This window comes from Enterobacter sp. WI-ESBL-E8, from assembly GCF_053364895.1.
The window spans coordinates 51,727-73,268 of sequence record NZ_JBRWXJ010000002.1; the positions used below are offsets into that span (position 1 = coordinate 51,727).

Annotated in this window: 19 protein-coding genes and 6 pseudogenes; 9 read left to right on the plus strand and 16 right to left on the minus strand. The window is 46.5% G+C overall.

The genetic code is table 11. The annotated features are described in order from the left end of the window. Positions 1-296: 296 nt before the first annotated feature. Positions 297-482 carry a class I SAM-dependent methyltransferase gene (locus tag ACWHWP_RS24015; protein ID WP_341350376.1) on the minus strand — a complete coding sequence of 62 codons (186 nt, stop codon included), beginning with the start codon at positions 480-482 and terminating at the stop codon, positions 297-299. After that, positions 452-592, minus strand: a complete 141-nt coding sequence (locus tag ACWHWP_RS24020; RefSeq protein WP_242669365.1) for a hypothetical protein — start codon at positions 590-592, stop codon at positions 452-454. Before ACWHWP_RS24020 ends, ACWHWP_RS24015 begins: the two co-directional genes overlap by 31 nt. Positions 593-874: 282 nt before the next feature. On the opposite strand from ACWHWP_RS24020, the gene ACWHWP_RS24025 reads away from it, so the two are divergent. After that, positions 875-1,681, plus strand: a complete 807-nt coding sequence (locus tag ACWHWP_RS24025) for a LysR family transcriptional regulator (RefSeq protein ID WP_278248748.1) — start codon at positions 875-877, stop codon at positions 1,679-1,681. A 449-nt stretch (positions 1,682-2,130) separates the two neighbouring features. On the opposite strand, the gene ACWHWP_RS24030 is transcribed toward ACWHWP_RS24025, so the two are convergent. The 4 genes and pseudogenes from ACWHWP_RS24030 to ACWHWP_RS24045 form a co-directional block, all read right to left on the minus strand. Beyond that, positions 2,131-2,955 (minus strand): class I SAM-dependent methyltransferase, encoded by an 825-nt coding sequence (locus tag ACWHWP_RS24030; RefSeq protein ID WP_086533287.1) that lies wholly within the window; start codon positions 2,953-2,955, stop codon positions 2,131-2,133. Positions 2,956-3,316: 361 nt separating this feature from the next. Next, on the minus strand, positions 3,317-4,132 hold the full coding sequence (locus tag ACWHWP_RS24035; protein WP_207622578.1) for a class I SAM-dependent methyltransferase: 816 nt from the start codon (positions 4,130-4,132) through the stop codon (positions 3,317-3,319). Positions 4,133-4,597: 465 nt separating this feature from the next. After that, the gene (locus ACWHWP_RS24040) at positions 4,598-4,828 is read right to left on the minus strand and encodes a hypothetical protein (RefSeq protein ID WP_133058716.1); all 231 of its coding nucleotides are present in this window, start codon (positions 4,826-4,828) and stop codon (positions 4,598-4,600) included. A 314-nt stretch (positions 4,829-5,142) separates the two neighbouring features. Next, positions 5,143-6,130: pseudogene (locus tag ACWHWP_RS24045) on the minus strand (transposase); the annotation flags it as partial. A gap of 41 nt (positions 6,131-6,171) precedes the next feature. Between ACWHWP_RS24045 and ACWHWP_RS24050 the strand changes: the two are divergent. The 3 genes and pseudogenes from ACWHWP_RS24050 to ACWHWP_RS24060 form a co-directional block, all read left to right on the plus strand. Next, a pseudogene (locus ACWHWP_RS24050) lies at positions 6,172-6,340 on the plus strand (hypothetical protein); the annotation flags it as partial. Between the two features lie 351 nt (positions 6,341-6,691). Further along, the gene (locus ACWHWP_RS24055) at positions 6,692-6,832 is read left to right on the plus strand and encodes a hypothetical protein (protein ID WP_165764076.1); all 141 of its coding nucleotides are present in this window, start codon (positions 6,692-6,694) and stop codon (positions 6,830-6,832) included. Positions 6,833-7,025: 193 nt separating this feature from the next. After that, positions 7,026-7,571 (plus strand): chorismate mutase, encoded by a 546-nt coding sequence (locus tag ACWHWP_RS24060; protein ID WP_086533289.1) that lies wholly within the window; start codon positions 7,026-7,028, stop codon positions 7,569-7,571. A gap of 155 nt (positions 7,572-7,726) precedes the next feature. Here ACWHWP_RS24060 and ACWHWP_RS24065 read toward each other — a convergent pair whose 3' ends face one another. Both ACWHWP_RS24065 and ACWHWP_RS24070 read right to left on the minus strand, forming a co-directional pair. Further along, positions 7,727-8,935: an IS256 family transposase gene (locus ACWHWP_RS24065; protein ID WP_447856777.1), complete on the minus strand. Its 1,209-nt coding sequence runs from the start codon at positions 8,933-8,935 to the stop codon at positions 7,727-7,729. Positions 8,936-9,149: 214 nt separating this feature from the next. After that, positions 9,150-10,475 (minus strand): annotated as a pseudogene (locus ACWHWP_RS24070) (6-phospho-beta-glucosidase). A gap of 140 nt (positions 10,476-10,615) precedes the next feature. Here ACWHWP_RS24070 and ACWHWP_RS24075 point away from each other — a divergent pair. From ACWHWP_RS24075 to ACWHWP_RS24090, 4 genes and pseudogenes are all read left to right on the plus strand, one after another. After that, positions 10,616-11,518, plus strand: coding sequence for a LysR substrate-binding domain-containing protein (locus ACWHWP_RS24075; protein ID WP_086533291.1), 903 nt, complete (start codon positions 10,616-10,618; stop codon positions 11,516-11,518). Positions 11,519-11,672: 154 nt separating this feature from the next. Continuing rightward, positions 11,673-11,896, plus strand: a pseudogene (locus tag ACWHWP_RS24080) (ISL3 family transposase); the annotation flags it as partial. A 13-nt stretch (positions 11,897-11,909) separates the two neighbouring features. After that, positions 11,910-12,211, plus strand: a pseudogene (locus tag ACWHWP_RS24085) (transposase); the annotation flags it as partial. A 542-nt stretch (positions 12,212-12,753) separates the two neighbouring features. Continuing rightward, on the plus strand, positions 12,754-13,869 hold the full coding sequence (locus ACWHWP_RS24090) for an MFS transporter (protein WP_086533293.1): 1,116 nt from the start codon (positions 12,754-12,756) through the stop codon (positions 13,867-13,869). Between the two features lie 116 nt (positions 13,870-13,985). Here ACWHWP_RS24090 and ACWHWP_RS24095 read toward each other — a convergent pair whose 3' ends face one another. Beyond that, positions 13,986-14,537 carry a hypothetical protein gene (locus ACWHWP_RS24095; protein ID WP_086533294.1) on the minus strand — a complete coding sequence of 184 codons (552 nt, stop codon included), beginning with the start codon at positions 14,535-14,537 and terminating at the stop codon, positions 13,986-13,988. Positions 14,538-14,880: 343 nt separating this feature from the next. Here ACWHWP_RS24095 and ACWHWP_RS24100 point away from each other — a divergent pair, with 343 nt between their 5' ends. Then, entirely contained in the window at positions 14,881-16,131 is a 1,251-nt protein-coding gene (locus ACWHWP_RS24100) for a PrpF domain-containing protein (RefSeq protein WP_086533295.1), read from the plus strand. Positions 16,132-16,287: 156 nt separating this feature from the next. Here the strand turns inward: ACWHWP_RS24100 and ACWHWP_RS24105 are convergent. From ACWHWP_RS24105 to ACWHWP_RS24135, 7 genes and pseudogenes are all read right to left on the minus strand, one after another. Continuing rightward, positions 16,288-16,707, minus strand: a pseudogene (locus ACWHWP_RS24105) (NAD(P)H-dependent oxidoreductase); the annotation flags it as partial. 8 nt (positions 16,708-16,715) lie between these two features. After that, entirely contained in the window at positions 16,716-17,039 is a 324-nt protein-coding gene (locus tag ACWHWP_RS24110) for an ArsR/SmtB family transcription factor (protein ID WP_047716080.1), read from the minus strand. A 112-nt stretch (positions 17,040-17,151) separates the two neighbouring features. Beyond that, a complete protein-coding gene (locus ACWHWP_RS24115; RefSeq protein WP_047716082.1) occupies positions 17,152-18,165 on the minus strand; it encodes a permease in 1,014 nt (337 codons plus the stop codon). 323 nt (positions 18,166-18,488) lie between these two features. Then, complete coding sequence (locus tag ACWHWP_RS24120) at positions 18,489-19,001, minus strand: phosphatase domain-containing protein (RefSeq protein WP_165764077.1); 513 nt, start codon at positions 18,999-19,001, stop codon at positions 18,489-18,491. A 163-nt stretch (positions 19,002-19,164) separates the two neighbouring features. Continuing rightward, entirely contained in the window at positions 19,165-19,674 is a 510-nt protein-coding gene (locus ACWHWP_RS24125) for an arsenate reductase ArsC (protein ID WP_047716084.1), read from the minus strand. Positions 19,675-19,746: 72 nt separating this feature from the next. Beyond that, positions 19,747-20,175 (minus strand): glutaredoxin-dependent arsenate reductase, encoded by a 429-nt coding sequence (gene arsC, locus ACWHWP_RS24130; protein ID WP_047716085.1) that lies wholly within the window; start codon positions 20,173-20,175, stop codon positions 19,747-19,749. A 57-nt stretch (positions 20,176-20,232) separates the two neighbouring features. Then, a complete protein-coding gene (locus tag ACWHWP_RS24135) occupies positions 20,233-21,522 on the minus strand; it encodes an arsenic transporter (RefSeq protein WP_447727698.1) in 1,290 nt (429 codons plus the stop codon). Positions 21,523-21,542 lie beyond the last annotated feature (20 nt).

The following is a 21,542-nucleotide window of genomic DNA, read 5'->3' on the forward strand; positions in this document are numbered from 1 at the left end:
GGAAGCTGGATATCAGGCAGAGGAAAAACTGATAACAACCGCACAGTTTAAATCGTTACTTAACATTAGGTGGCTTCAGCCTGCGCGGCAGAATACTGGCGGTAGGTTTGCAGATATGACGTTACTGATTTGCAGTTAAGAGCCTAAACTGATGCTGATTGCAAGTAAGAAGGATTTCTCTTCACATGCCTCCCTCATCCAGACTGTACCACCTGGATAACCTAACCGCTTCAACCAATGGTTAAACTTTAATTTATTAGCATTATTTTCAAGGAGTTACACATATACCTTGACGTTCATGGCTTTATTGACTGGTGTGCGGCATCGAAGGATGACAGTAATATCTGGAAAATCAGATGTACCTCACTAAGCTGATCTTCGCTTGGATCAACGCCGATAACTCTTTCAAAGTAGATGGAAAGTAGTCGGGTAAGCTGACCGGTACCACAACCTACATCCAGAGCACTTTTTTGCTGTCTGATAACCCGCTAAGAAACTTAGCAATCTCAGCCGGGTATTCTGGCCTGTAGCGAGCATATTCCCCTCCCCCCTTTGAAAACCAATTGAATACATCTTTCTTTTCCTGTTTCATTTTGCTCCTTATGGAATTAATTTAGATTTCTTCTCTGCAATTAGCTCCGCAACAGAGCGTTTTTTATAGACTTAATGGCTCCTTCAGGAGTGAGTAAAAATGAGAAACCTGTTTCCTCTTCAAGTTTCTCAACTGCATTTAAAATTAACTGCAAGTGGATTTCAAGAACTTAAAATGCGGAAATCATCTTTGCTGTAAGACGTAATGCATTTTTTCTGTCTTCTGTCAGACGAATGGCATACAAGAATGGACTGACATCGTCGTGAGGACAGAATTTATCTACTGTCGTGGGGTCAGTCCAGTGTAACACAGCCTGCACTGACAAAGCAGATTCAAATGCTTGAAAACCTCTCTGGAGTAACACTTTTCCAACGCGGCCGCCATGGTGCAAAATTGACTATAGCTGGGGAGCAGTTGCTTCATGAGGCGTACGAGGCTGTGAACTACTATGAAAAATTTCTAAGAAAGGCGGGGGATATACAAAAAGGTAATACCTGCAAAATAATGCTGGGATTTGGCATTTCATCTTTTCGCTTAGCCCCTGAAAAAGTTGCAATTTTTCGAAGTTTGTTTGCTGATATACAGGTTTTTCTTAATGATATGCCTTCAATGGTGCAGTGCCGCGAGTTGCTTGAAGGAAATCTCCAGGCTGGCTTTGTACGGTTACCTGTTTTTGATGAATTGCAAAGTAAGGTTCTGGCGGAAGAAAAGCTGGTCCTTGCTGTAGCATCAAACTGTCTTACCGGTTTAGGAGAGACAGCACTGAAATTGATTGAAAAAAACCTTCTTCTCCAGCTTTCGCCAAACCGCGGGGAAGGATTGTCAACACAAACTTCCCGCTTCCTGATGTCGCATAACTTGTTCTCTAAAAAAGTGGCTGCTGCCGATGATATTCAAACCCTACTGGCACTTGTCGCTGCTGGTTATGGAGTGGCTCTTCTACCAGAAAGTGTCCGATATATTCTTTCATCAGGGGTAAATCTTATTGCTCTGGAAGGCGAATATACAACATGGCAAACTGGCATAGCCTGGAATTCACGGATAAAAGATCCCCTAAGGGATAATTTTCTGAATATCGTGATAGCCTAACCGACCGTTCACAAGAGATAAACTTTGGATCTGTACCAACATGGTTTTTCCCGATCATGGTGGGAAGGCTCAGGACGCCATATTCAGCTTCCAGTAGTGTAAAATCACTCCCAGCTTACGGCAGACCTCAGGCACAGACGTCACCGGTTCGGCTTGCTTCAGTGCAAAAAAATCTGCTCTTCGGTGAATCGTGATTTTTTCATCGGCACCACCTCCGTTCAGGGAGTGTAGACAATGCCGGCATTCTGTTTCTGAATGGCGCAGGATTTTGGGTCAGGGTCATTGGTATAGTTGATCTTTTTGCATGGCGGATATTATTCCTGTTAAAATGAAAAAAAATAGCTAATACACAAATTTAGCATGATAATGTTTCCAGATGTTAGTCAGTAAAAAATTTCTCACAGGGGTTTAGTATCCAAGATCCCAGAGGCAGTTCAAAAATATAATCTTTAAAATATAAAGTTATCGGGCTTACGGCCAAGATAGATAACAGAGGAAAAGTATCGAGTCACTTTCCCACCGAACTCTATATTGACAATACGCTCAATCTCATCAAGTAAAGAAACTCGTTCTTTCTCTTCCAGCTTTAACACAGGTGAAAAAGTCGAAATGAGAGCCTTTGTCTGAGATGCACTCATTTCAGTATGCCAGTCTACGACTTCGTTTATAACATCAACAAATCCAGCCCTAACAAGAGCTTCTGTTCTTGCTGTTTTCTGTAAACCAAATGGTGTAATATCTCTGCCTTGATAAGAAGGAGTAAAGCTAAGACATCGAAAAAGATGTTCTGTTTTTTGATAAAAATCGTCCTTTTTCCACCGGTCTTGAAACACGGTCCACCAGATTGCAAAACATCCTCCTGGCTTAATAATTCTGAATGCTTCTAATGTTCCTGATAATTGATCTATCCAGTGCCAAGATGTGGCTGCAATACCAAGATCGAAATATTCAGATGCAAGCAATGATTCTTCGAACTTCAAATTAATAACTTTAAGTCGCTCTGGATACAATTCACACAACCTTCGAGTTAGATCATCTGATAATTTTGAATCGGATTCTACTGCTGTCACAGACAGTCCCATTTTGAGTAAATTTTCGGTTGCCTGCCCCGTACCAGGACCGACTTCGAAAGCATTATTAAATGGTCGACCATTATTATACTCACGTAATAAAGTATATATTCTCGAAGGATAATTAGGTCTACCTTCATGATAAGCATTGGAATCTTTTCCAAAGATTGAATTACCTTCACCTTGTAAAATTAATTTTTTCATTAATTAGACACCCTGTAAAATGTTAACTAAGCCTTCTTTTGATCAAGGATATAGGCAAAGTCAGCACACATTTTGTGCTGAATTTATAGAGTAACAGTCACTCAACCAATCGTAACTTTAGTTTATTCATTTACAACCTATTATTATGAATAGTAATCTAAAGAAATATTTTAGAAGTATAACTGCATTTTTTTACAATAAAAAACATAAAACATAAAACATAAAACATAAAACATAAAACATAAAACATATCTTAATCACCCGTTTATAGATAAAAACTGTCATTGAGTATCATGATACCATACAAAAAGCATGTATATAAGTAAATGTTAAAATTATAGTTTACAACATTTCCTATGTTTCATAAGCTCATACTCTTTACTTTTAACGAACAGGTTGCAATCAAAACAGGAACATACTCTTCTATAAGAAAGCGTGGGTTAGGGTGGAAAGATTCATTAAATCCATTGATAATAAAACCTGCATCTAATTGCCCACCAATTTGATCATTTAATGTATGCCCAAATACTAGTGGTATAGAGTTTATTTTTTTATCTTCTAATAAGTCGGGTTCAAGATCCTTCATATCAGAATAAGGTAACTTATAACAAGGTCTTGTTATCCCTTTTTCCTTGAGATAAGGATCCCTATCAAATACGAATGCTACAGGATTATAAAAACTACTCAGCAAACGTCCGCCATATTTTAATACACGGAAGCACTCATCCCAAACTATATTTATATCAGGCACATAAAGATTCGACACTGGATGAATGATTAGATCAAATGATTCATCAGAAAAAGTGGAAAGATCACGCATGTCCCCACAAATAGTTTTTAATTCCAAACATTCACGTTTTGCTACGAGTTCATCAAGTGCCAATTGTTCTGGTGAAGCATCAAATACGACAACATCAGCACCAGCAGCAGCCAAAATAGGTGCTTGTTGCCCTCCTGAAGCCGCAAGGCACAAAATACTCATACCTTGCACTTGATCAGGAAGCCATCCTGAAGGTATTTTAGTTGGCAGCAAAGGTAAATTGAATCTTCCTGCACGTGCTTCTGCAATTATTTCAGAGCTCACTGGTTGCGACCAAGGGCTTTGTTCTTTTGCCATTTTATTCCAAGCTATCTGATTATGATTATATATATTATTTGTTAACATTTTTTTATTCATAAAAGCATCCTTTAAATAAGGAAAAGTTAAATATGATTATAAACTAACAACATCTCTTTCGCAATCAATAATATGACCATAGTTATCTTAAATTAATATTGCAATACAACCTGATTATTAAATTTAAACTCTGCAGTATCCCCATTAAAATAATATTTAACTGAAAGAACTAAGTGTGCGCCTTAAATAAAAAGGCAAAAAAATATTTAGATAGATTTTATCATCTTGGATATAAATTACCACGTGAATGATTTAACTATGTGAAATTTAATTATTACAATTCAATTCAGCCGTTTTTTATATCACTTCAAAATCAAATAAATTGCAAATACAAAAACTTAACTCGAAATTATTTGTGAATATATATTACCAACTCCATACTTAAAACCTGTTTAGGTTTTTACCTAATCCTGTTAACATTTATTATTAATTGAACAACACATTAAAATAATAGTTATTATAAAATCACTTTCCTTTAGCAACATAATCAGGCATACAGCAATCAGGTCTACCTCCCATATAAAACCATGAAGGATCATCGCAATCAATATCAGCAGGACATGTATTCTGTGATGCCACCTCTTTTAATTCATTATCTTTATACTCTGTTATATCAGAGGATGAATATGTGGAGCTTGAAATGAAAATAATAAAAGTACATGCAACGGAATTTGTAAATATTTTAATGATGCCCATGTTATAGCTCTCTTTAGTCTAACATACTATATTTATGTATGATTAATTTTTTTTGTCAACATTTACATTTAAAAAATACTTTAAAGAGTCAAAAAACAAATCCGAGAATAAAGATACTTTAAAAGTATAAAAATCATGTAGTTATAGGTACTGTATAATTTTATGTGTAAACAATGTGTTACACTAATTTTGACACACCTGTTTTTCCCACTCTCTTTTTTAGATTTCCGGTTTGCAGCCATAAGCCGGTATTATTCTTCCGTCAGGTTAGTCAGGGATTCATGTAGCCGCTCGTCGTTATATTCCATCAGCTAGCGCTCTGTAATTTCCTGTGTTTCATTCAATGTTCTGAACAGTTAAAAATCCAGGATTTCTTTCCGGTATGTCTGGTTGAACCGTTCGATAAAATCATTTTGTGTAGGCTTGCTCAGCTTAATACATTCGAGTTGCACGCCATGTTCTTCGACGCATTGTGCCAGCGTCAGCGAGACCAGTTCTGGCTAGTTACCATACGCATCTTCAACGGATAGCTGCGGTTTACCACGATCCTGTCCAGCACATTGATGACTCGCTGAGCCGGGATATTAAGGTCGATTTCTATCGCCAGCGCTTCACGGTTAAAATCATCCACCACATTGAAGGCTCTGAAGCGTCTGCCACAGACCAGCGAACCGTGCATAAAATCGATGGACTAGCTCTGGTTTAACGCTTGCGTCGTCGCCAGTGGAGCTGGATTACGCACTGGCAGCCGATGTTTTCCTTTATGACGAAAATCCAATTTCACAAGGCAGTAAATTCAGTGAATACGCTTATGGTTCCATGTATTGCGCAGCCTGCACGGCAGATGGAACAGCTTCTTAAAACCGTACCGCGGAAAGCGTTCTGCCAGCTCAGTCAGTGTGTGGATCAACGGTTCATCATACCGGGTATCAGGCTGATAAAAATACACCGTACTGCTCAGCGATAACGTCCTGCATGCCTGCTGTAAACTCATGGCAGATTGCACCTTCAGATAGCTGACGAGTTCAAGTTTTATCACTGGTTTTAAAGCTTTTTTCGATGTCGTCTTTAAGTGCCCGGCACTCAAGGCTGAGCTCATCTGTTTGAGGCATCGGCTTTCATCCTTCTGGTCTTTCGTCTTTTTGATATCAGAGGCTTCCTACCGCCATGTTTTGCTTTCCAGTTGTAATACGAGGCTTCAGAGATACCGGCTTCACGGTAGACATCCTTGACGGTACGTCCGGTTTCAACGGAATTCAGAACGGCAATGATCTGGTGTTCGGTGAATCGGGCTTTATGCATGGCGATCTCCTTTGGGGACATCATCAGTATGTCGGAAGATCACTAATGGGCTAATCTCATAGTACTTTCCCAAAAAGAAGTTCCTTGTCCCATATACGCAGCATGACCTGAATCAAGTTGCAGATAAACTAAAGAACAAACCAAGAATGACACTGTAGTGTCATAGCACTGAAAGAGATGATTGAAAGGGGAGTTGCGTTAAAATATTGAATATGAAGTTTTTTTAATATATCCCGTTTGTAAGTAACTCACTTCACCTCCTTCTTGAGTCGACGCATCTACTCCTAAGCACTGACGGTTCTTCAGTGGTGGATAATCCGGCTCGTACTTTCATTATCATGGCGTAAACCAAACCTTGATCACTCAGCAGGTCATGCGGCACAGGCGCGACAATCAGGATCGGGTTAAGGAGTAGCGTCCTCACCTGAAGCCGCTGCCGCTTCGTCGCAGCGCAGACCACGACGAGCTGATAGTGCGCTCCGTATGATCCTGCTGCAGTTAGAACTAGACCAAATGCATTCTTACACTAGAATATATGACATATACTGCTGGGAGTAAGCAATGCGATTTCAGTCTGCCAAAACCCAGCACTTGGAAAGCAGTCGCTCTGGCAGCCTCTACCCAGAAGAAGTGCTGCTGAAGCCTGATGAGCAGACGAGTGCGGAAGGCGATATGGATAAACTTGATTGCTTTATCTCCTAAAAGGCGGTTTTTCTCTACCGCGGAGCCAAAAGACATAAAAGGCATGATGCTCTATGCGGTTCTCGACTTAGGACTGGCCGGAGTTCGACACTGCATCCCGTAGGATTCTTACCCTTATTGTTTCATCAGGCGGACTATGCTTGTACAGATGCCTGTGTGGTTGAATCATGTTAATTGATATGAAGGGAGCGTTATGAAAAAACAGCAGTGTTTAGTGATACTAACCCTGTCTGCAGCAGGTTTTACAACCACGGCGGAGTCTGCTGAGCGTCATTCAGTCGGGAGCCTTATTAATCAGCGTTTTTCGTATATGAAAGACGTTGCCGGCAATAAGGCACAATACCATCTGGCGATCGAAGATTTGTCCCAAGAAAAAAAGGTGCTGGAAAAAGCCGTCGTGGATGCCGGGGCACTGGGAATAAAAAGGGAAACGGTGAAACCTTTTATTCAGGCTCAGATGGATGCCGCGAAAGCGATTCAGTACCGGTATCGTGCTGACTGGCTCTCGGTGCCGGAAACCCACTGGAAACCACGCCCACTCAATGAAGTCAGGGATAAAATCAGCCGGTTGAGCTATGCCATTCTGCAGACCGTGGCTGAAAGGTTAAAGTCAGGCGAGCCGTTCACTAAACAGGAAAAAGCGCGCTTCATGCACGACATCCGACAGGAAAATTTAAACGATCGGGATAAGCTGTTGATCTGGAATGCGCTGAAAACGGTGTCCCTGAAACAGGTGTAAAGGAAGGTGGACGGAAGAGCTTGTGTGAAAACCAGATGTCATACAGATAACAGTCGGATTATCGAGCCGAAAAGGGGGCAGTAGATAGGAATTCTGCTATGATAATTGACATAAGAATGGCTGACCCTGTACATGATTCTGTGTAAATGCCTTTCTCAGAAGTGACCGTCCAGGCGGTCACCGAACTCGATAATAAAGCGGCTCATTGCCATACGCCAGTCCCTCAGCGGCATCGTCCATTTCTGTGACGCAGCCTGGATTGCCAGCCACACCACCTTTTTCACCGAGTCGTCCGTCGGGAACACCTTACGCTTTTTGATGGCATGCCGGATCACGCTGTTCAGCGACTCGATTGCATTCGTTGTATAGATCACCTTACGGATGTCTGCCGGGTAAGCGAAGAACGTCGCCAGGTTGGTCCAGTTTACCTGCCAGCTCCGGCTTATCTGCGGGTAGCGGCTGTCCCAGGTGCTGGCGAACGCTTCCAGCGCCTGCTGGCCCGCTTCTTCCGTGGGAGCCTGATAGATGGCTTTCAGGTCGCGGGTGACGGCTTTGTAGTCCTTCCAGGAGACGAACCGCAGGCTGTTGCGCACCATATGCACGATGCACAGCTGGATGCGGGCTTCCGGATACACTGTGTTGATGGCGTCCGGGAAGCCTTTCAGGCCGTCGACACAGGCTATGAGGATGTCGTTCAGGCCGCGGTTTTTGAGTTCGGTCAGCACATTGAGCCAGAACTTCGCGCCCTCGTTTTCGGCCAGCCACATACCCAGCAGTTCTTTCTGGCCTTCGATGTTGATACCCAGCGCTAGAAACACGGATTTATTGATGACGCGACTGTCCTGCCGGACCTTCAGAACGATACAGTCAAGGTAAACAATGGGATAGACCGCATCCAGTGGACGATTCTGCCATTCTGTAACCTGTTCCATCACGGCATCGGTGACCTTCGAGACCAGCGCCGGTGAGACATCGGCGTCATACAGCTCTTTGAACGCAGTCGCTATCTCGCGGGTGGTCATCCCTTTGGCATACAACGATAAAATCTGGTTATCCATCCCGGTGATCCGGGTCTGGTTCTTCTTCACCAGTTGCGGTTCGAAAGAGCCATCACGATCGCGTGGAGTGCGTAGTTCCAGAGGGCCATCGCCGGTGGTAACGGTCTTTGTGGCATAGCCGTTGCGAGAGTTGGCACCCGGTTTAGGCTGGTTTTTATCGTAGCCCAGATGGTGGGACATTTCGGCGTTGAGAGCCGCCTCAACGCTGATTTTCTTCAGCAGGCGATCGAACTGGTTGAGATCGTCAGGGGTTTTGAGATTTTTGGCCAGTTCATTAGCCAGAGCCTGCAATTGCTTTTCGTCCATAAATTAACCTTCATTTGATGCTGGATTGAACATATCAAAATCAGGCAATTACACAAATTTATGTACAGGCTCGAATGGCTCCCTGGCAGCTTTTTTCGGCGCTGATGTGTATGTTGCTTAGAAAGTCTCTTAGCGCTCTGATGCCTCGTCAGCAAGCGGTTACCCATCGCTCAGAGTAATAACCGCTTTGGTATAAAATAGCCGACCAGTCTACTTAGTGTAATTTATTGTGTTGGAATACTGGCATCAATGCTTTATTGTGTTCTAACACATCATCCAATGCATTTTCAAGCAGTTGACCACTTTTGATCAAGGGATTGATAACCAAAGCGCGCCATGCCGTATACCGATTGCCACTGATGGCTGCCTCAATGGTCAATTGCTCAAAGCTTTTCATCAGTTGAATCAGACGAAGTACATCATCCGGGAAAGGTTCGACATTCAGTGGTATCGGTCCTGAACGGGTGATCATTGAACTGATCTCAACCACGCAGTCATCCGGCAAGCCCGCAATAGAACCATCGTTTCACGTATTGACATGCATGATGATGCGTTTGTCGTTATATATCGCGCTCATCAATTCACATGCCGCATCCGAATAGTACTGCCCTCCCCGACTTTCCAGCTTTTTTGGTTTCTCGGCGAGTTCCGGGTTTCGATAAATTTCGAATAACTCTCTTTCGAGCTCCTTTACGATCTCACCACGAGTCCCTTCTCCTTGTGCTTCGCCAAGCTCCTGAAGGTACATGTCGTCGCTCATGTAGTAATAACGCAGGTAGGGGCAAGGTATCATTCCCATATTCGCCAACAACCGATCCGGCCATTTGAAAGGAGGAATATTTTTAGGCACTAACGGATCATTCCCCTCTGAAATCAGCTCAATAACTTGGGAAATCTTATCCTTACCTTCATGATAAATATGGCGCGCAAAAATGAAGTGATTAAGCCCCGCGACCTGCACGATAAATTCATTGATATCGTTGACACCTAAAGCAATGGCAATACCTTTTTGCATGATAACAGGCAAATTGCACAGCCCTACGGTTTTGACTTTGCTGTGTTTCAGTATCGCTTCCGTGACCATTCCCGACGGGTTGGTAAAGTTCAGCAACCAGGCATCCGGGCACAGTTCTTCCATTTCTTTCGCTATAGCCAATGCAATCGGGATAGTGCGGCATGCATTAGCAAACCCACCCAGACCATTGGTTTCCTGACCGATCATGTTGTACTTTTGCGATATCCTTTCGTCGCTGATCCGTGCTTCTAGGCACCCGGCTCTGAACTGAGAACAAACAAAATTGGCACCGAGCAATGCCTCTTTACGGTCAAGGGTTTCATAAACCGGTATATCCAGCCCATTTTTTTTCAGCATCCGTCGGGTGAGGGACGCGATGATCCCCATTTTTTCACGACCATCCTCAATATCAACCAGCCATAACTCACGGATCGGAAATTCATTTTGACGCTTGATCATGCCTTCCATAAGTTCAGGTGTATAGCTTGAACCCGCTCCAATAACCACTAACTTAAGACCCTTCATAAGATATTTCCCTCATCGTTTTTGTCAGAACATCTGTTGGGCAAATTAAAGAGGATAAAGGACTTAGTGGACAAACGATCAATTTTGAGGTATGCATTAATTTAAATGATGTATAAAAAAATTAAGAAGGAAAATGACGAATTCTCGCTCAACAGAATATACTGGCACTATTGCATACGTTTGAAACAGCAGCACTGCATATGAGCTTTACTAAGGCGGCAACTACCCTCAATCTGACGCAAGGAGCCGTTAGCCAACGCATTCGTTCTCTTGAATCCAGGCTCGGATTCAGGCTATTTATCAGAATGACCAGAAAGATTCAGTTGACCGATGAAGGGGAGCGTTTACTTGGCGTGCTCGCATTTTCACTTAAACACATCAGTGATGAAATAGAAGATATTCGTGTGCAGGGGCTGAGAGGAACCTTGTCTTTCGGCCTTCCACCTACTTTCGCTTTTCTCTGGCTGATGCCTCGCTTACCGGTATTTATTGAACGGTGGCCGGGACTAAATATCAATTTCAGAGTGAGAGCCGGTCTGGTAGATTTTAATCTCGAAAGGGTAGATGTCGCTATCTACTACAGTAATCTAAAATACCCCGATCTCTACTGCGAACGGTTATCCGAAGAGACTCTGGTTCCCGTCTGCATTCCATCTCTTGCAAAAAAAATCAGGCAATCAAACCACTGGTTAGCTGAAATCCCATTTATTCATACGTCTGAATCTGTTGACTCCCATAATGTTTTTTCCGAATGGCGAGAATGGTGCAGTGAGTCTGGCAAAAAACTGCCAGTTGAAGATAATTTTTTGAGCTTCAACAATTGTCAGATGTCTATTGAAGCGGCACTAAATGGTTGCGGTATCATCATGGGCAGAAAACGACTCATTCGACATTACCTCGATGAGGGCAGACTGGTTGCACCTTTTGGAATAGAAATACCCGCCGGGCGAGGATATGACCTCATTATGCCACGAGAAAACCTTAAACGACCGGGCGTTCAGGCTTTGGCTGAATGGGTAAGAAATGTGTTTAACGAGGAATAAATGTCAACGACGGGTATAAAGTGGATCTTCCACAACGTGGGGAGAAACATATTAATGGAACTTTATAGTTAACAAAGATCTAAGCTGTTTTAAGTTGTAGATAACGTTATGCCCTCAATTAAGACGCTTTTGCAGTTGCCATACGGATGGATAATGCCTTAAACGCAGCCGTTCCGTTTATAGCTGCCGGCAGCGTCGGATACAGCATCTACCCTGTTCCTGCCAGGCGCTCTGGCTGGTATTTGCCGCCCGCTACAGGTATTGCCGAAGCCCATCCTGTTCACGCAAAATTTTTGCCTAATCACTGGCTCTCTTCTCAGGTTCACGGCTGCTGGTCTTCGGCTCAGCGCAGACACTCTTCTTCGCAGAGTAATAAATATCAGGCTGATAACTAATGGATCTGAAGATAGTTGGTCTTACAACAGCATGCGCGCTGGTTGCCTGTATCAGTAATGACCAGGATTTAAAGAATAGGCGTAACCTGGAAATCTGGTTGGAGCTTAAGCCATCGCAGTACAGCAACGGCGGAAAGTTAACACTTGGAAGGATAATGAAAGCAGGAGAGAACACGTCTGATTCAGGGGGATCGTTCCGCTGAGAAAAGGACTGGCTCATTCAGTCGATGGGTCTGCTCTTTGAAGCAATCGCCGAGATAAACGCAATGCTGTGCTGTGCTGTGCATCATTGTATTAAGGTGATAAATTCAAGCTGTACTCAACCAGCTAACGCACGAAAGAGAATAACCATCTTACCTGCAATTCGTGGGTGAAAAAGGGTTAGACCCTGTGAGGCTTATCTGGCTATGTTACAGGATATATGTATCCGCTTAACGAACAAGAACCTCACGCGCGTCTTTCGTCTGGGTCTGAATAGATATTGATTCGGGATGGCTGTTTATAGTACCGCAGTCTCTCCCTTTTATTTTTGGCAGAAGTGTAGACAGAAACCGTAAACACCGGCGTTGACATGCTGGGGAAGTCGTTATAGTAAAATAGTTTTCAATATTCAAATTGACACCTGCTATGCCGATGCAAGCCGTCCTCATAGTCAACGTCCAGAGTCGTTGCGATGACTCTCACGGGCAGGCTCATTATATCGGTGTAAAAATTATCAATTTGATGCATCCAAACGATTAAGTTGTCCTACGTTCGATATTATTTGTTCCTAAAATTGTAATCAGCAGCATTTAGTTTGCTCTATCATGAACGGTAATTCCTTCTTTTCAGAGCAGAAAAATGAAACGCAAAATAGGACTGCCACTTGCTTGTGCACTGGTGATGTTTCCTCAGACCGTAGAGACGCTCTACAGTACTGCCCTGCCCGACATTCAGCATAGTTTTGACGTAAGCACCACAAACGCATCGCGCACAATGTCACTGTTTTTTATAGCTTTTTCTTTCGGCATTATGTTCTGGGGGCAACTGAGCGACCGGATCGGACGACGCCCTGCAATGCTGACAGGTATAATGATTTTCGGCTCCGCAGCGACCTGGATTAGCTTGAGTACGATGCAATTCAACAGCCTGATGCTCGCTTGGAGCATCTTGGCATTTGGCTCTGCGGTCGGCTCAGTCGTGACGCAAACCATATTGCGTGATAATTTCAGTGGCACGAATTTGGCGCATGCGTTTTCTATTATTATGTTGTCATTGTCACTCAGCCCAGCGGTTGGCCTGCTAGGTGGGGCTGCGCTTAGTGGCAGCCTGGGCTATCGCGGTATTTTCGCCGGCATGGGAGCGTTGTCACTATTTCTTTTCACCTGGGCTTGGCTCAGCTTACCCGAGACGCGTCCACTGCTGAACGACACTCCAGCTCTGCTGGCTACCATAAGGCGGATGCTGAAAGACCCGGTCATCTGGAGATTCTCGTTCCTGGTTGCACTGTTCAACGTCAGTCTGTTTAGCTATTACAGCTTGGCGCCATTTATGTTCGAGCATATCGGTTTAAGCACCCAAGCATTTGGCTATACTGGTTTGATAATGGCATGCGGCTCTGCCGCCGGATCCCAACTCAACCGTATCCTGCTATGGCGTGGTCTTGAGCCGGATCAATTAACCCGTTACGGTTGTGTACTTGCCTTGGCAGGAGGTATCGGCGTGTTCATGCTGCAGAATAACTGGCTATTTACACTGCCCGTACTTTTGGTGGTGCTGGGTTTTGGCATCGCGATACCCAATGTATTAAGCAGGGCTCTGGTGTGTTATCAGGATTGTGCCGGTACGGCTGGGGCTCTATTTGGATTAAGTTATTACCTGATGATAGGCGCCGGCTTGAATCTCGCCGCATGGAGCCAAAATCTCGCCGCCGTGTTGGTGGTGTGTGGCTTGCTGGCACTCTGGGTTTCATGTTGAGGCTTTATACTGCACCCTCGCATGTCAGCATGAAAACTCGCAACCGTCATGTTTTACTCTGGCAGAATTGTTTACATGGTGTTATATAACAGGCTCTGCAAAATTAAATAGATTTCCTAATCAAACAGTACAGTAATAGGGGGCTCCGCCGAAACCCCAGATTTTTCTGTTACCTCAGATTCAGCCCCGCTAATATAGATGCTGCGGTTGTTCTCACCAAACGAGAATGACATGTTGAGGTTCACACCGCGGTTGCGTTGGCTGCTGCTCTGGCTGTACGGGCGGTCAGACGCATTAACTGACAGTGATACCGGAGTATCCTGGATCTTAAACCGCGTACGCCAGTTCGCATCCAGACCTGTACCGGACTGCCTGCTGTAGTGATTACCGCGCAACGACAGACTGTCCCCGTTGTCCAGACGGTGATTTACCGTAAGACCACTGGTGTGCTGGCGTGAGGCTGTATAAGCATAATCATCCTGGAACCAGCTCTGACTGTGGTTCAGCATCAGGCTGGTTTGCGGAAGGAGCTGCCAGTTGAACTGAGTGTCAAAGCGTGATCCCCAGCGGTCGCTCACCCCCAGGCTGCAAAAAAACCGTGTCTTATCGCTGACCTGTAAATCTGCGGAGAGCAGGTCACCTGTTGATAGCTGCTGCTGTGCCCACACTGTCCGGAGTCATGGTGGGCATTTCAATCAGCACCCTGGATGTGATTACATCGCGACCGTTTAACGGGCGGCTCTCTCACCGGCGGCGGGTATAGCGTTCATCAATGCGTTTGGCAATCTCGGCGGGGTCATAGAGCCTTACATAATTGGTCTTATTAATGACCAAACTGGTTCCTTTATCCTGGGTATAGTGCTCACATCCTTGCAATTGTCATCAAGTGTCGTTGCAGCATTGTTACAGGTCAAACGCCTGGCGCCATTTAGAGCCGTAGCAGCGACCAACACTTCTGAAACCGTGCAGGAGCCTATCTGAGGGCTGCCTCAATTATGTGTGGAGTTATCGATGTTAAAATCACCTATGTTTCCCGTCTGCAGGGATGCCTTTAGCTCTCGGATGAATGCTGGCGTGTTGGAGTTGCCAGTGCATTACATGAGAGGTGGTACTTCGACGGGCGTGGTTATTTGGGAGCCCTTGCTACCCCGTGAGGAGAGGCTGCGAGCAGAGCTACTGCGCCATCTCATGGGCGTCCCTCTTGATGGAAGTCAACAGGGTAATCGGCAGATAACCGGGCTTGGCCGGGGCCCTGCGACCAGCAACAAAGTGTTTTTGGCTCGGGTGGAATACACGCCTTCGGGGCGTCAGATCGTCAGTACGCTTGCCCAACTGGCCAGTGATCATAGCGACATAGACTGGAGCGTGAACTGCGGCAACATGTCTTCCGCGTTGCCGCTCTGGGCTATCGACACGGGCTTGATCGAAGTGCCTGCTACTGGGAGCTTTGACATCGAAATCAAGAACACCAACACCGGAGTTCTTACCGTCGCACGGATGTCCCGCGATTTCCAGGGAGGATTCGTGAATGCCGAAATTCCTGGGGTTGCCGGCGCATTCCCCCGCGTCGATCTTTTCCTGCAGTCACCGGTAGGCAACAAGACCGGTACTCTTCTACCTACAGGTAACGTCATGGATACGATCGCCGGTCATAATGTTTCTTGTGTAGACGTGGCTGTGCCTATGGTCATTGCCGATGCCGCCAGCTTTGGCAAGACAGGTCACGAAGCCATTTCAGAACTTGAAGCCGACGCTGTGTTCATGGCGAAACTGAGGCATGTCTGGATTGAGGCTGGTCTTAAGATGAAGCTTTGCCGTCGCGACGGAGAGCTAATGAGCCGTGCCGATCTCGAACGAAGTGAAACCATTCCCAAAGTGTGCATCGTGGGCGCGCCACGCCACGGCGGGCACATTTCAGTCCGGTATTTCACGCCCCAGACGGGGCACGCTTCGATGGCCGTCTCTGGCGGCTGCTGTCTCGCCGCCGCATGCCTGCTGTCGGGAAGTACCGCCCATGCGGTGGCGGTGGGTCTTAAAAGCGCATCAGCGACGTACTCGGATGTGGAGGTGAGTATCGAGAATCCGGCGGGCAAGTTGGATACTACGGTCAGTGTCAAGGCTCATGCCGAGAGCATAGACATTCGCGCCGCTGCTTACCGACGCAATACCCAAATCTTGGTGCGCGGCCATGTCCCCCTTTATCGAGCGTCAGCGCAATTGATCGAAGCGATGGAGACAGCAGCGAAATTGGTGATCGATTGAGCGTCATCTTCGAGTGTTTTGAGTAAGTATGCGACCGACGCATTATTGTATGAGGTGACCTAGCGTGAGCCTTAACAGCTGCTTTTGGCACGAAGCAGACGCGCATGTCAGGTCCGCTATGAGCGAGAAGCGGAAGTTCGCAGGTTATTACAACCGGATGGCAAGCGTTTTCCCCTGGGAAGGGCGTACAGCCCCTTCTGTCAGAGGGATCCAGTCGATCTGTGTTTTCATAATACCTGTCATAGCGCCATGACGTTCAGGAGAACACCACACCATTCCTTCTGACCATCGCACCAGTTCACGTAACTCGACAACTTTTGGGTGGCTATCCGGAGCATCATCTGGCAGGGGAAGTCCGGACGGATTAAAAATACGGACATCAGCACCCATAGCGGTAAGCAGGCGTGCTCCTTCTTCCGTAGCCAGCCGGCTGTAAGAACGTTCACGTACAGATCCATAAAGCATCAAAATACGCGGCGCATACCCAGGTGTTTCAGCGTCAGGTTTTCCAGTGATACCTGGAGCATCGAAAATTTCAGGGATGATATTTGGCAGATTGTCATTCAATTTGTTCATTGCAGGCTTTACTCACGGGTTGATGTAGTTGTTGAAACACTGGCTGCGCTGCCCATGCAACATTCATCCAGCAGAAAACCGATAATCTGGCTTAGTTGTTTATACTGCGGCTGGCAGTACAAGGTACGTCCCTGCCTCTCCTGTTGTATGAGACCCACTGACAACAAAGCAGACAGGTGGTGGCTCAGCGTCGAGGCCGGGATATCCAGCCGCTTTTGTAACTCCCCCACTGGTAACCCTGTATATCCGAATTTAACCAGCTCCTTGAAGATACCGAGCCGCGTTGGGTGGCCCAGCTCCTTCAGTGCATCTGCCGCCTTAACAATATCCATAACACCCCCCTAAAAACTATATTTCCAGAATAATGGTATATACGTATTTAGCAATCCTGTTAATCTGATGGCAGTCATGACAAAGAAAGCACATCACACATCCCAGGATTGATCAGATGAAGAAATAAGTGGTGTAACCCGTCACTATTGCCATTGTAATAATGACAAGTACGAATGCGGCCAGCAATCTGAATGTGAAAAGAGCACGCAACAGGATCACTTCAGTAAGGCTGGCGCCTGCGCTACCAATGATTAGGGCCAGTACCGTTCCGGCACCCACACCTTTAGCCATTAGTGCAGCTGCCAGAGGAATAACCGCTTCAGCCCGGATATAAAGGGGCACGCCGATAATCGCCGCAACCGGAATGGCAAAAGGGTTTTCCTGTCCCGCATACCGTTCAAGCCACGCCGCTGGCAGGTAACCATAAATTACACTCCCAATAGCTATCCCCGTCAGCAGGTAGGGTAAAACGCCGATGAAATCAGCCCAGGTTTCACGCCATAATCCACTGTAACGGCTGGTTTGTTTTTTAAAGTCAGGTCGAAGGTTACAGCAACTCCCCGTTTCAGCGGTCGTAATATCAGCCTGAAATGAATTGTCTCCGGAGAATTTTTCGCCACAGCCGGAACTACTGCTTTCCATGGTATTGCAGCTTTTAACCGACGGGCAGGAAGGCCCGGCTGTATGCGTCTCGCTGCGTATATACTTATCAAATCCCAGTATTTGCAGTAACCACCCCGCCAAAAGTGAGACCATAAGCGCGGCACCTGCATAAATCACCGTCAGGTTAAGTCCAAATGTCGCGATCATTAAGGCAATAATGACCGGATTCAGTAAAGGAGATGCAAAAAGAAATACCATCATGGGGCCAAATCCGGCGCGGGCGCGAATAAGCCCCTTCAAAACAGGAATAGTTGAACAACTGCAAAAAGGAGTGATTGCCCCCAGACCGGCTGCCAGAAAGTAGCTCCTGAAGCGGCCAGCGCTCAGCAAAGCCTCGATGCGTGCTGGCGGGATATGCCTTTGCAACACTCCTACCAGTAAACTGATGAATAAAAATAAAGCGGACAGTTCAACGGCGAGAAACGCAAACATGCCCATGGCATCCTGCAGTTGTGAGGACATATCAAACCCCTGTATTTCTGTATTTCTGTATTTCTGTATTTCTGTATTTCTGTATTTCTGTATTTCTGGATTTATCGAATTATATAGAGGTTAACGCAAGCGGGCACTTGCTTCAATACTATATTTCCAGAATTACAGAAGTGAAGGATAAGAAAAATATCTGCAACTGTATACAGCTTCCGGTGGTGGCACCATGCAATATAAAGAGCCTGTTGGTATCGGTCAGTTGAAAGGTAGAGGTCAATAACCATCAGGGGAAATTTTAGTTTCCTCTGATGGTTAACCCTGTTGTCTGTCAGGTATGCCCGTTGAGAAAGGCGCTGTTATTCGTAACCGTATTGCTTATTAAGATAATTAACCTGAACCGGAGAAGTCAGCGATCTCGGCCTGATAATCTTGATTTGTTTTTTCACTTGCGCTGGCGCATAACCTGACTCAAGCATCAGAATGGCGGCCATCATACCTGTCCGGCCAGACCCTCCGTGGCAATGGATTGCCATCGTCACACCTGATTTGACTAAAGTCAGGAGACTCGTTTTCTGTCGGGTAAATGCCTGTTCAAACGGCTCTTCAGGTGCACAACTGTCCTTAACGGGAAGGTGAAACCAGTCCATATGAAGTTCAGCACAAAGAGACGGGAGTGCATCAGCTTGATGTTCAGCAAGTTCAGCCAGTGTCATCATGGTGATAACGGCCTGCGCACCGGCTTCTTTTAATGTTTTTAAGGAATCAGCAACGGGAACGCCTTTTGTTCCGGGGCAAGGGGTAAAAATCAGCTTAGCGCCATTGTCTAAGGTGAGAATATCAAAAGGATGAAACATCAATAAAGACTCCATGCATATTTCTATTAACCTGATTAATATTGTGGGCTTGAATCACCATCCATATGGTCCGTATCGACAGCGATATCCCCTGACGTGCCATCATAAGCGACTGTAACGAGTTGTGGCTGGGCAGCGTTTTTCAGCTTCTCATCCAGCATGCGTCGGTAGGACCTGATCAATGAGCGTCAGATCCAGCATTCCCCATTGCCTGCAACTGATTCTGGAATGAAAGCCGGTCGATTTTATCCAGGGGAAGACTCAAAAAAAGCCGGATGCGTGTAGCTATCTGTTTTTCAACATCCACGAAGGCGTGGTATTTATCCTCATCCGTTCCTTCTGCTAAAGCCGGATCCCGAAAGCCCCAGTGAGCCGTTATGGGGCCACCCGGGAACACCGGACATCCTTCTCCTGCCATTCTGTCACACAGCGTAAATATGAAATCCATTCGCGGAGCATCAGGATGCTGAAAAGTTTGCAGGTGTTTACTTTTCAGCGTTTCAGTGCTGAATCCCTGATCGTTAAGCACCCTGAGCGTCAGCGGGTGAGGTGAACTGGCCGGTTGAGTACCGGCGCTGAATGCCCGGAATTTTCCCCCGCCGAGCTGGTTCATCAGCACTTCAGCAAACAGGCTTCGTGCCGAATTCCCGGAACACAGGAACAGGACATTGTATGTTTTACTCATCATCGCGGCTTACCTTCTGTCAGGCCGGAAAGGTATGATCGGGCCGCTCAGGTGCTGACAGCCCGACCGCTGGAATTACTTCACGACACGCTGCCCCTGGGCATCAATCACCTGTTCGCCGTCCTCTTTGCTGAACGCTCCCTTTTGTGCGTCCGGCAGAATATCCAGCACCACTTCAGACGGACGGCACAGCCGGGTACCCACAGGTGTGACCACAACAGGACGATTGATCAGGATGGGATGCTGCAGCATAAAATCAATCAGCTCATCGTCACTCCATTTATCCTCTGCCAGGCCCAGTTGCTCATAAGGCTCCACATTTTTTCGCAGCAGGGCACGCACGCTGATCTCCATATCAGCGATGAGCCTGACCAGCTCAGCACGCGCTGGCGGTGTCTCAAGGTATAAAATGACCATGGGTTCCACACCACTGTTGCGGATCAGCTCGAGGGTATTACGGGACGTACCGCAGGCCGGGTTATGATAAATCGTAATTGCGCTCATAAATCACTCTCTTCAGGTTTGACGGGCACAGGTCCGTGACGACCGGAGCCAGGTTAATCACAACGAAACGGATAAACGTAATACCAGGGCTACAAGCGTCACAAACAGCACGGGCAGGGTCATTACAATGCCGACCCGGAAGTAATATCCCCAGGAGATCCGGATATCTTTCTGCGCCAGTACATGTAGCCACAGCAGGGTGGCCAGACTGCCGATAGGGGTGATTTTGGGTCCCAGATCGCTGCCAATAACATTGGCGTAAATCATGGCCTCTTTAATCACCCCGGTCGCCGTGCTGCCATCAATAGACAGTGCTCCCACCAGGACGGTTGGCATGTTATTCATGATCGAGGAGAGGAAGGCGGTCAGGAAGCCCGTGCCCAGCGTGGCCATCCACAGCCCCTGGCTGGCAAACTGATTAAGTACGGCTGACAGGTAGTCAGTCAGTCCGGCATTACGCAGCCCGTAGACCACCAAGTACATACCCAGGGAGAAAATCACAATCTGCCAGGGGGCTCCGCGAAGCACCTTTCCGGTATTAATCGCATGTCCTTTTTTGGCGACAAGAAACAGAATAAGTGCCCCGGCAGCAGCAACTGCGCTGACGGGGATCCCCAGAGGTTCAAGACCAAAGAACCCGATCAGCAATAGAGCCAGTACGCCCCAGCCTGTCCGGAAGGTGTTCAGATCGCGGATAGCTACTTCAGGTGCTTTCAGACGGGAGATTTCATAGGTTGCAGGAATATCCTTGCGGAAATACAGATGCAGCATCACCAGTGTGGCAATGATGGCAGCGATATCAACCGGCACCATAACTGACGCGTATTCATTGAACCCGAGTTTAAAGAAATCTGCCGAGACGATGTTTACCAGGTTCGAAACGATGAGCGGCAGGCTGGCGGAGTCCGCGATAAACCCTGCTGCCATGACGAACGCCAGCGTTGTGCCTTTACTGAATCCCAGAGCGAGTAGCATGGCAATTACGATAGGTGTCAGGATCAGCGCCGCTCCGTCGTTGGCAAACAGGGCCGCTACCGCAGCACCCAGTAAAATAATCCAGGTAAACAACCAGCGTCCGCGCCCGTTTCCCCAGCGTGCGACGTGCAGAGCAGCCCATTCAAAGAAACCCGATTCGTCGAGTAACAGACTGATGATAATGACCGCAATGAATGTTGCCGTCGCATTCCAGACGATATGCCAGACGGTCGGAATATCACCGACGTGAACCACGCCTGAAATCAGTGCAAGTGCGGCGCCGAGCATCGCACTCCAGCCAATTCCCAGTCCGCGGGGTTGCCAGATGACCAGTACAATGGTCAGAATAAAAATAGCTGCAGCCAGCCACATAAAACCTCCTGTCGGGCAGA

What these genes read in the sequence shown, in the direction of transcription:
- ACWHWP_RS24020 (WP_242669365.1), bottom strand. Translation starts at nt 592, where the DNA reads ATGAAACAGGAAAAGAAAGATGTATTCAATTGGTTTTCAAAGGGGGGA.
- arsC (WP_047716085.1), bottom strand. Translation starts at nt 20,175, where the DNA reads ATGAGCGCAATTACGATTTATCATAACCCGGCCTGCGGTACGTCCCGT.
- ACWHWP_RS24125 (WP_047716084.1), bottom strand. Translation starts at nt 19,674, where the DNA reads ATGATGAGTAAAACATACAATGTCCTGTTCCTGTGTTCCGGGAATTCG.
- ACWHWP_RS24065 (WP_447856777.1), bottom strand. Translation starts at nt 8,935, where the DNA reads ATGGACGAAAAGCAATTGCAGGCTCTGGCTAATGAACTGGCCAAAAAT.
- ACWHWP_RS24055 (WP_165764076.1), top strand. Translation starts at nt 6,692, where the DNA reads ATGCGATTTCAGTCTGCCAAAACCCAGCACTTGGAAAGCAGTCGCTCT.
- ACWHWP_RS24110 (WP_047716080.1), bottom strand. Translation starts at nt 17,039, where the DNA reads ATGGATATTGTTAAGGCGGCAGATGCACTGAAGGAGCTGGGCCACCCA.
- ACWHWP_RS24040 (WP_133058716.1), bottom strand. Translation starts at nt 4,828, where the DNA reads ATGGGCATCATTAAAATATTTACAAATTCCGTTGCATGTACTTTTATT.
- ACWHWP_RS24060 (WP_086533289.1), top strand. Translation starts at nt 7,026, where the DNA reads ATGAAAAAACAGCAGTGTTTAGTGATACTAACCCTGTCTGCAGCAGGT.
- ACWHWP_RS24035 (WP_207622578.1), bottom strand. Translation starts at nt 4,132, where the DNA reads ATGAATAAAAAAATGTTAACAAATAATATATATAATCATAATCAGATA.
- ACWHWP_RS24120 (WP_165764077.1), bottom strand. Translation starts at nt 19,001, where the DNA reads ATGGAGTCTTTATTGATGTTTCATCCTTTTGATATTCTCACCTTAGAC.
- ACWHWP_RS24100 (WP_086533295.1), top strand. Translation starts at nt 14,881, where the DNA reads ATGTTAAAATCACCTATGTTTCCCGTCTGCAGGGATGCCTTTAGCTCT.
- ACWHWP_RS24090 (WP_086533293.1), top strand. Translation starts at nt 12,754, where the DNA reads ATGAAACGCAAAATAGGACTGCCACTTGCTTGTGCACTGGTGATGTTT.
- ACWHWP_RS24135 (WP_447727698.1), bottom strand. Translation starts at nt 21,522, where the DNA reads ATGTGGCTGGCTGCAGCTATTTTTATTCTGACCATTGTACTGGTCATC.
- ACWHWP_RS24115 (WP_047716082.1), bottom strand. Translation starts at nt 18,165, where the DNA reads ATGTCCTCACAACTGCAGGATGCCATGGGCATGTTTGCGTTTCTCGCC.
- ACWHWP_RS24030 (WP_086533287.1), bottom strand. Translation starts at nt 2,955, where the DNA reads ATGAAAAAATTAATTTTACAAGGTGAAGGTAATTCAATCTTTGGAAAA.